Source organism: Pseudoalteromonas sp. S2755, assembly GCF_005886535.1.
Lineage (GTDB): Bacteria > Pseudomonadota > Gammaproteobacteria > Enterobacterales > Alteromonadaceae > Pseudoalteromonas.
This window is the reverse complement of record NZ_PNDS01000050.1, coordinates 41,860-51,009: the sequence shown is the minus strand read 5'-3', so window position 1 is coordinate 51,009 and position 9,150 is coordinate 41,860. Positions and strand designations below refer to the sequence as shown.

At 45.2% G+C, this 9,150-nt stretch carries 9 protein-coding genes and 1 pseudogene; 4 read left to right on the top strand and 6 right to left on the bottom strand.

The annotated features are described in order from the left end of the window. A pseudogene (locus CWC03_RS10175) lies at positions 1-95 on the bottom strand (Mobile element protein); the annotation flags it as partial. Between the two features lie 194 nt (positions 96-289). Here CWC03_RS10175 and CWC03_RS10170 point away from each other — a divergent pair. Further along, a complete protein-coding gene (locus CWC03_RS10170; protein ID WP_138581825.1) occupies positions 290-1,171 on the top strand; it encodes an NAD-dependent epimerase/dehydratase family protein in 882 nt (293 codons plus the stop codon). Positions 1,172-1,294: 123 nt separating this feature from the next. On the opposite strand, the gene CWC03_RS10165 is transcribed toward CWC03_RS10170, so the two are convergent. The 5 genes from CWC03_RS10165 to CWC03_RS10145 all read right to left on the bottom strand — a co-directional run bounded on the left by CWC03_RS10165 (position 1,295) and on the right by CWC03_RS10145 (position 6,299). Then, on the bottom strand, positions 1,295-2,362 hold the full coding sequence (locus CWC03_RS10165) for a ChuX/HutX family heme-like substrate-binding protein (RefSeq protein ID WP_138581824.1): 1,068 nt from the start codon (positions 2,360-2,362) through the stop codon (positions 1,295-1,297). A 9-nt stretch (positions 2,363-2,371) separates the two neighbouring features. Beyond that, positions 2,372-4,489 carry a TonB-dependent receptor domain-containing protein gene (locus CWC03_RS10160; RefSeq protein WP_138581823.1) on the bottom strand — a complete coding sequence of 706 codons (2,118 nt, stop codon included), beginning with the start codon at positions 4,487-4,489 and terminating at the stop codon, positions 2,372-2,374. Between the two features lie 151 nt (positions 4,490-4,640). Continuing rightward, positions 4,641-5,048 carry a biopolymer transporter ExbD gene (locus tag CWC03_RS10155; protein ID WP_138581822.1) on the bottom strand — a complete coding sequence of 136 codons (408 nt, stop codon included), beginning with the start codon at positions 5,046-5,048 and terminating at the stop codon, positions 4,641-4,643. Continuing rightward, on the bottom strand, positions 5,041-5,544 hold the full coding sequence (locus CWC03_RS10150; protein ID WP_045963679.1) for a MotA/TolQ/ExbB proton channel family protein: 504 nt from the start codon (positions 5,542-5,544) through the stop codon (positions 5,041-5,043). Before CWC03_RS10150 ends, CWC03_RS10155 begins: the two co-directional genes overlap by 8 nt. 14 nt (positions 5,545-5,558) lie before the next feature. Next, the gene (locus tag CWC03_RS10145; protein WP_138581821.1) at positions 5,559-6,299 is read right to left on the bottom strand and encodes an energy transducer TonB; all 741 of its coding nucleotides are present in this window, start codon (positions 6,297-6,299) and stop codon (positions 5,559-5,561) included. 63 nt (positions 6,300-6,362) lie between these two features. Here CWC03_RS10145 and CWC03_RS10140 point away from each other — a divergent pair, with 63 nt between their 5' ends. Genes CWC03_RS10140 through CWC03_RS10130 form a run of 3 tightly spaced genes read left to right on the top strand, consistent with a single transcriptional unit; the run spans position 6,363 to position 9,143 of the window. Continuing rightward, positions 6,363-7,280, top strand: coding sequence for a heme/hemin ABC transporter substrate-binding protein (locus CWC03_RS10140; RefSeq protein WP_138581820.1), 918 nt, complete (start codon positions 6,363-6,365; stop codon positions 7,278-7,280). Beyond that, positions 7,280-8,335: a FecCD family ABC transporter permease gene (locus tag CWC03_RS10135; protein ID WP_138581819.1), complete on the top strand. Its 1,056-nt coding sequence runs from the start codon at positions 7,280-7,282 to the stop codon at positions 8,333-8,335. Before CWC03_RS10140 ends, CWC03_RS10135 begins: the two co-directional genes overlap by 1 nt. 1 nt (position 8,336) lies before the next feature. Then, positions 8,337-9,143 (top strand): heme ABC transporter ATP-binding protein, encoded by an 807-nt coding sequence (locus CWC03_RS10130; RefSeq protein ID WP_138581818.1) that lies wholly within the window; start codon positions 8,337-8,339, stop codon positions 9,141-9,143. Positions 9,144-9,150 lie beyond the last annotated feature (7 nt).

Sequence of the window (9,150 nt, the reverse complement as noted above, 5' to 3'; positions counted from 1 at the left end):
TCACCGCATAGAAACGCGCGCCTTACGCAACGGGAGATACAGTGATAGTATTTGGTGTCGGTTAAACTGATTTGTCTTTTACGGGCAGTTGCCATAGTTCAGTTTCCTCAGTCCTTTGAGTACAGAATTAAAGCTTAGGCAGTATCTTTAGAAAGTGCAAATTAGTAGTGGGTGTCAGCGATTTATGAGCGGGCGGTATCTTAGGAAGGTGCAAATTAGTGGTGGGTGTCAGCGATTTAATTTATTCTGCCGGACTGTTTTGAATTTCAAATAGTAAAAGGCACACAAAATGAGAATATTGGTAACAGGCTCTGCTGGGCGAGTCGGGCGTGCTATTTACATCAAATTGATGAAGAATCATGACGTAGTAGGTTTGGATAAAACGCCCTGCTCAACGGTAGACTTTATCGGTGACATTTGCGATGGCGAGTTAATTTCTAAAGCCCTCGAAGGCGTGGATGCTGTTGTGCATACCGCTGCACTTCATGCGCCACATGTTGGGTTAATAGCTGATGAGGAGTTTTTAGCTATCAATGTCGATGCAACCGAACAGCTTGCTTTAAATGGGATCAAAGCAGGAATTAAGCACTTTGTCTTTACCAGTACAACCGCACTTTATGGTTACGCTTCATCTTCTGAAGGTTTTGCTAGTTGGATAACGGAGCAGGTCGAGCCTAAACCCAAGTCTATCTACCATAAAAGTAAAATACTTGCGGAAAACAAATTGAATGAAATTTCAAACCTTTTCAATCTTCCGGTTACAGTATTACAAATGTCTCGATGTTTTCCAGAGCCCGCAGATTTGATGGCAATATACCGCCTTACTCGAGGTATAGATGTTCGTGATGTCGCAAATGCGCATTCATGCGCCATAGTTAAGCGCTTACGCGGTTTTAATCGTTTTATTATCTCTGGTTTTACACCATTTAGCCTCAATGACTGCGAACATCTTTATCACAATGCAAGTGCAGTTATTAAGGAAAAGTGCCCTGAGATAGCAGCAAATTTTGAGCAAAGAGGGTGGCCATTGCCAGCGAGCTTGGACCGTGTGTATGATTCCTCTTCGGCACAAAACAAGTTAGATTGGCAGCCTAGGCATAGCTTCGCTAGTGTGCTGGAAATGTTAGATAACGAAATAGCAGAGGTGTTGCCCGTTTTAAAACGGAGCTAGGAAGCAATTTACTTATGCATGATTTCAGTGTCCAAGTTTGGCACTAGAAAATCAAAGGGCTCGTTTATTGAGCCCTTTTTAAGATAGCTGGTTGTAAAAGATAACTTTTCTATAGCTCAGGTATCACGCCGCAACCTGTCCTTTATGGATCAATCGCTCACAGAGGGCTTGCCATTCGCTGGTTTGCTTTTTGCCTTCAATGCGGCGGCCAAATAGCGTTAGTACAGTCTCGCGATTGGCATCAAAAAACTCAATAGAGGTGACCACCGTATTGCCGTTATCCGTGGGTTTTCTCACCACGAATGCGCGGGTCAAATCGTCTGCTTTTATATGTAGGTTAAACTCAGGATCTAAGACGTTAAACCAAGGGCCAACTTGCTTGAGGTTTTCAACCTTCCCCGAGAAAATCTGTACCGCACCTGGGTTGCCGACAAATACCATAATCTCTTGCTTAAACGTTTTTGCTTGCTGAAAAATATCAGCAAGTTCAAAGCTCTGTAGCTCAAAGCTCCATGGTGAGCCGACAAGTTCGAGAGCCTGCAAACGTTCAAGGTTGTATGTATCTAATAGCTTTGGAAAATGGTGCACATCTTCAAGCTCTCCCCACTGACATCTAAAGCTATCTAGTTGATCAGCGCTAGGCGAGGTAATTACAGGCTCCACAAGTTCAAATGGCTTCACGCTAAATGGGCGCTGTGATGTTAGTTGGTAGCGCGCTTTTATATTCACCAATTCGTTAAAGTCCGACTCAGCCGTGGTATAAACCTTATGTACCGCACGGCCGTTTTCATCAAAAAATTGAAAGCTCGTGTGACTTTCGGTTTCAACTAAGAATACGCTTTGCCAACGATACAAAAATAACCGCAAGTCGATACCGCCGGGATTGATTGCAATACCACTCAGTTTGCCATTATTGTCTGAAACATAGAGCTTTTCGTATAACCCTTTAATTTCATTTACCACGCTGCCGTTACGCGTCAGCGCCATCACTTTACCCAGTTTTTTCAGGCTTTTGAGGATATCGGCAATCTGCGTTTCATCTAAGCGCGTTACCGTGGCTGTCACCGCCTCTTCGAGTTGGGCATTTAATAATTCAGCCTCACTCACGCCCAGTTGCATTGCAGCATCAACGGGCCGTGTCCTTGGCTCACCCGCTAACAAGGTTTTATAGTCTTGAATTAATTGCTTCATGATCTCTCCTTAAAAACGCCAGCTGATCTGGGTTTTAATGTTGCGGCCAAAACCGTAATCGCCTATTCCACCACCGGTACCAGCCATTAGTTTGTATTCTTTGTTAAAGACATTATCGACAGCAACTCTTAGATTAAAGGCAGCATTAATATCCCAACTCGCATATAAATCGGTCAGGGTGTAGCTTTTTTGTGTTTGCGTTGAATATTGTCTTGTTGCGCGGTCCATCACCTGCACATCACGCTCGCCACGCCTTACTATTTGTGCACCAACTTGAACGGCTTGATCAAATAACGAGGCGCCTAAATCCAAAGCCATTTTGTCTGCAGGCAAATACCACAAAGGCTTATTGTCTTGATCTTTACCGTCTATGTCACTGTAAGAAAAGTTGCTGTAAAAACGTGGTGTTGCAAAGTTTACTTCCAGCTCAATGCCATCTCTATCATTGCTAGCGCGATTCGCATAACGCGGTGCAGGTACGGGATTGGTCAAATTGCTGGTGACCGACGTGATTTCATCGTCTACCGAGATATCGAAATAGATAAAACGTGCTGTTAATGTGTCATTGTCAGTGAGTATGTTATTTGCCTGATAGGTCACGCCAACTTCGGTATTGTTGCTATATTCTACGTCTAACGCTAATCCCGGTTGTCTGCCACCATATTGATCGTACAACTCGTCAATGAGTGGTGCACGGAAACCTTCTTGGCGGTTTGCAAACACCGCCCACTGTGGCGTCAGTTGATAGTTTACGCTCAAAGCCCCCGCCCAATCACTGTGTGTCACTTTACTATCTAGTGCTGCAAACATCTGTTGGAATTTAGCCGTTGGTGAAGTGCTATAGCGTTCATAGCGAAGTCCTGCGATCACAGTAAGTTGCTGCCAAGTGAATTCATCTTGGATATACACACCGGAGCGCTTTTGTGTACCACCCGGTTGGGATGTCATCTCAGCGGTGGTTGGAGTCGAGCCATATTGCTCACAAGCATAGGTCTCGTAGTTAACTTTTAAGCAAGGTAATGCGGTCTTTTCACCAATACGCTCTTTGTCGGTATATTGCACGCCATAGGTCAAAGTATGTGAGTCCAATACGCTAGTATTCATTACATCCAGAGTAGTGATGTTGTATTCATAGTTTGATTCAATACCGATGTAGTCCTCAAGCATGCCGACACCATCAGATTCAGTCACTTGACTGCTGGTATAACCGGCCTTAGCGCTTAGGTTTAGATAAGGATTATTCGCTGGGTTGAGTTCATAACTCAGATTAGTAACGGACTGCTCAACTTCACGGTACACCGTCCCCCATGCGCCCGGATCTGTTGTATTAAACTCGGTTCGCTGGTTATCTGTGGTTTCGGTGTAGCTTGCCCCCACAATGGCATCATCACTTAAGAAATATTCCCCTTTTAATAGAACAGAGCTATTTTCGATTGCCGAGTTGTCCAAAGTTTCATCATTAGAAAGCTCCCAATCATCACTGTCGCGCTTTACCACACCAGCTAGTAAGTCGAGCGAATCATTCGGCCTTGCAAAAGCTATCACCGAAGCATTTTTCTGAGCATTGTTGCTGTCATAACCGAGTTTAATTTTAGCGCCAGCGACTTCACCATCCTGTAAAAAATCAGCGGCGTCTTTTAGCTCAAACTGAACAACACCACCAAGTGCACCGCCCCCATGCAGCACAGTACTCGTGCCTCGTTTAATGCTTATTGAGCGATATAATTCCGGATCAGTGAACAGGCTACCCATGCGATATTTTTCAAAGGTTTGCAGCATGCCATCAATCGTCACCATCACGTCTTCCGCGTCACTAAAGCCACGAATATTGAACTTATGTCCAGCCGCTCTTGGCCCACCACTGGCAGAAACATTAGGAATGGTATCTAAGGTCTCAAATACACTGCTATCTAATTTGCGCTCTATTTGCTCCGACGAAATCACATTCACCGCTTGTGCCGATTGCAATGCGGTTTTTGCGGTACGCGTTGCCGTGACAGTCACTGCATCTAAGTCTGTTTTTACCACTGTCGACTGAGAAACATCCTCATTGGAAGAAGAAGCAGCTTGTACCCAGGTGGCAGAAGTGGCAAGCGCGATGAAAAGGGTTAATTTAGATAAACGCATAAGAATACTCCGAGTGTCGTTATTTTTTACACGCACTTCAACTTTGCCCCTGATCTTCCCTAGTCCTGTCTTATCTAAACAGGCTCATCCAAGATGAAATGCGATTGTCGCGGCGCAATATAACACACACCAATCTAAATGGTAATTATTTTTATTCGCTTTTGGCGATTAAGTTCGCAACTTGAATCTCGAGTGTACTAAGCTGTGCAAAAAGTGATACCAGTGCTTCACTGGGTACTTGTTTATCCACGGCGATATAAATCACCTCTGACTTGTCTAAATGACCAAGCGCTTGTATCAGCGTGTTTTCCGCGCTAAACGGCTGCTCGTCTAAGGCATAGGCTATTTGATCATGATTGAACATGATGCTCACTACCTTCGGTGTTTTTTCCAGTACAACCTCACCATTTTTTCCCGCTGTTGGTAAGTTGACCTCCAAGACGTTGAGTTTTACCGCCACACTGAGCAGCAAAAATACAAGGACGATAAAAAGCACATCGAGTAACGCGGTTAAATCAGCACCTAAGTGCTGAGGTTTGGGTGTCGGCAGCTCAAGCATTATCTGCCTCCACCAAGGTAAATTGGGTATTCATATAAAGCACAAGCTCGCTTTGAAAACGCTCAACCATCGCTTGCAAAACGCCATAAATAAGTAAACATGGCATGGCTATCGCCAGTCCCGCCATAGTTGAATACATAGCTTCCCATAATCCATCCGCTAATAACGCGGGTGTTACAGCTTGCTGAGTTTCGGCAATGGTTTTAAACATTAATACCAGCCCCCAGACAGTGCCAAAGAGTCCCATTAATGGGCTTAGCGTGCCGATAATGCTTAAAATCACTAACCGCTTACGCCACTCAAAAACATACCCTTGTAACCGCAAAGCGCCGACTGCTTTGCTACGAAAAAAGTGAGGTTTACGCTTGATTTCAAGGACGGTAAACCAAGCGCGGCTAAGCACCCAAAGACGCTCTATAATCACCGCAAGCGCAATAACCGACAAACATAAAAATGGCCATTGCATTGGGCCAAGTTGGGAAAACCAGGACTGCATCGTAGTAATACTCTCTAAGAAAGGGAAAATTTAATGGGTACGGTAAACAAGGCTTTTACAGCATTACCGTCACGAAAAACTGGGTGAAATTGCCATTGCTCAACGTTCTTGCGAGCAGCTATGTCCAAAGATTGATGGCCACTGCTTTTAACCAAAGTTAACTTCACGATTTCACCTTTTTGATCCAGCTCAATTTCAAAAATAGTCACGCCTTCAAGCCCTCTTCGCTTGGCACGTAACGGGTAGCTAAGCGCAGGTCTTGGTGCTTTGAATAAAGGTAAAGCATCTAATTTAACAGGAGAGTCATCGGTACTATTTGCTTCACTGAGGTGCTTCGCTGAGGCTGTTTGCGTCTCTTCTTGCTGCGACGTATTTTCTCGTGTTGAGGTAGGCTCCGTTGCTTCAATAGTCCTTTTATTCTCAGGCACTGTGGCTTTATTAAGCTTTTTAGGTTGTGGCCGCTCATTGGTCTGTTGCTTGGGTTTGGGTACAGGCTTGGCTTTCTGCTCTTGCTTCTGTGGTTTTTTAAGTAGGTGCGTAGTGCCATTAAAATCAGATGGCGCTTGCTCTGCTTCCACTTTTTGAGGCGGCTCTTGGGAAGGTTGCGCCGCAAACGAAATCATGAGTGGTTTGGTGACTTTACTCACTTCATTTGCAGCAACGCCTGAGTGCCACACCAGTGCTGAGCTTGCAGGAAATAACCACCACAAGCCATGCAGCAGAGCGGAGACTGTGATGCAGATAATTAATTTCATATTGATAAAGACAAATGATAACTGTTACTATTCGCAATAAACACTAACAAGTTTGGATCTGTAATGAAAGCTCAAATTACGACACTGCTAACTTCTAGTTTGCTACTACTCACTTCTCTTCTACAACCTACCTATGCCGATCAAGGTGCCAAAAATATCGTTGTTTCTGGTGGCTCTATCACAGAAATTATTTATGCACTTGGCGAGGAAAATCGTATCGTTGGCGTAGACAGTACTAGCGTCTTCCCTGTTGCTGCGACCGATAAACCACAAATCGGTTACGTAAGAAAAATCAACGTTGAAGGGATCCTTTCCCTTAATCCTGATTTATTACTCGGTGAAGCAGATACAGGCCCTGATAAGGTATTAAAACAGCTTCAAGACACCGGATTACCCACCTATATTTTCAGCGATAACGATGATCTTGCTGGCGTCGAAGAAAAAATAACAACAATCGCCAAGTTACTGGCAGTTAAAGAAAAAGGCCAAGCGCTAGTCGAATATATTCAAGCCGACAGAAAAGCCTTAACGCATGTCCTACAGCAAGTGAACAACAAACCTAAGGTATTATTTGTTTTAAGCCTGCGTAGTGGCCAACCAATTGTTGCGGGTGCTGGCAATTCTGCAGATGAGGTTATCAACGCAGCTGGCGGCGTTAATGTTGCAGCTCAGCATTTTGACGGTTGGAAGCCGCTCGCAACCGAAGCGGCCATCGCCATGGATCCTGATGTGATCATTAGTATGGGCCGCCATGGAGAACAAAAAGCGACGGATTTAAGCCAAGTTCCCCACTTTAAGTTCTCAAACGCCGTTAAAAACAACCGAGTTATACTTATCGATGGAACGTACTTACTTGGTATGGGCCCACGCACGCCACAAGCCGTAGTTGAGCTGGCTACCTTACTCCACCCAAACGCCACACTGCCCAAGGGTTACCGATTTAGAGCAGCCCAGTCTGCACCAAAAAATGAGTCTCTGTAATGCTAGCACTCGAGCAATCTTTAATTCCCGCTGAAGTTGCCAGAAAATGGATGTTGTTGGGACTAATTATCAGCTGTATCGTGGTGAGCCTCATTGGCCTTGCCAGCGGCGGGGTGAGCATTAGCTACAGTCGCCTAATGGATATTCTCTTTGCAGGTCAATCAAGTAACTTAGAACATGCGGTGATCTGGCAAATTAGATTACCAAGATTGGTGCTCGCAATTGTAGTGGGTGCTGGACTTGGTGCATGCGGCGCCGCAATGCAAGCAATCTTTAGAAACCCGCTGGCAGATCCAGGGTTAATTGGGATCTCTAGTGGTGCCGCACTTGGCGCAATTAGTACCATCGTATTGGGCTCCACGTTACTCAGTGGTTTTGCGGATTATTATGGAATTTACGCGGTGCCAATCGGTGCTTTTCTGGGCTGTCTTGGTGTGTGCAGTTTAATCTACCGTTTATCCAGTCAAGGAAATCGCTTCACAATTGTCAGTTTGTTGTTGGCAGGTATTGCAGTAAACGCCATTGTTGGTGCAGTCATCGGAATACTGACGTTGATCAGCTCAGATCAACAGTTACGCGACCTAACCTTTTGGAGCATGGGATCATTTGCAGGTAATAGTTTCACAACTATCATCCCATCGCTGTGTTTAATGTTGGCATGTTGTTTTGGTTTTAGCCGCTTAGCTCAACCGCTCAACCTCTATTTACTTGGCGAGCAACAAGCTAGACACCTCGGGGTCGATGTCGTGCGCCTTAAAAAGAAAGTGTTTGCTTATACTGCATTGTGCACCGGTGCGGCGGTTGCGCTAACTGGTATTATCGGTTTCGTCGGCTTTATTGTTCCTCATATTGTGCGCTTATTAATCGGCCCAGATCACCGCTATTTGCTACCTGCTTCGATGTTGGGTGGGGCAATTTTACTGTGTTTGGCGGACTTGCTCGCTCGCACACTCATTCTCCCGTCAGAATTACCGATAGGCCTTATCACCAGCGCTTTAGGTGGCCCTTTTTTCCTGATCATGCTGGTGAAAACATATCGTATCAAGGAACTTTAATATGCTAGAAGCGAATAGTCTCAGTGTCCAAGTGGGGCAAAAATTGTTACTCAAAGACATTGATTTTTCGGTCAGCCAGGGGGAGTTTGCCGTTGTTCTTGGCCCCAACGGTGCTGGCAAGTCTACCCTACTCAAGGCGCTGTGCGGTGATATCTCACTAACACAGGGTGATGTCACCTACCATCAACGAAGAGTACAAGACTTAAATGCCGTTGCACTCTCTCATATCCGCGCCGTACTCACGCAGCAATATGATTGTGAGTTTCCATTTAGCGTGCAAGAGATAGTGGATATGTCGCATTATGTACATCAGCATGAGTGTACACCAAACTCGCTTCGTGAATATTCACAGCAAGCGATGCAAACTTTATCAGTCGAGCATTTAGCGGCACGCTGCTTTACTCAGCTATCAGGGGGAGAAAAGCAAAGGGTTCAGTTTGCGCGGGTACTTTGCCAGCTGCTACCCACTTTACATGCGAATAACCCCTGCTACCTGATGATTGACGAGCCTACCGCAAGCCTAGATTTATATCATCAGTATCAAGTCATGAAGCTGGCTCAGCAAATAGCTAAACAGGGAGCGGGCGTAGTGGCAGTGGTACATGACTTAGCCCTCACAGCAAGCTTTGCCGATAAGGTATATCTGCTACAACAGGGCGAATTGGTTGCCACCGGATCCCCAGAGGAAGTACTCAGTAACGCACAATTAATGAGTACCTATGGGATTGATGCAGAGATCACGCTTTCAGATATGTTTTTACCAACCCTGGGGGTTGCAAAGGCATTTGGACTTGCGGCAGAAAAATAACCTGCAC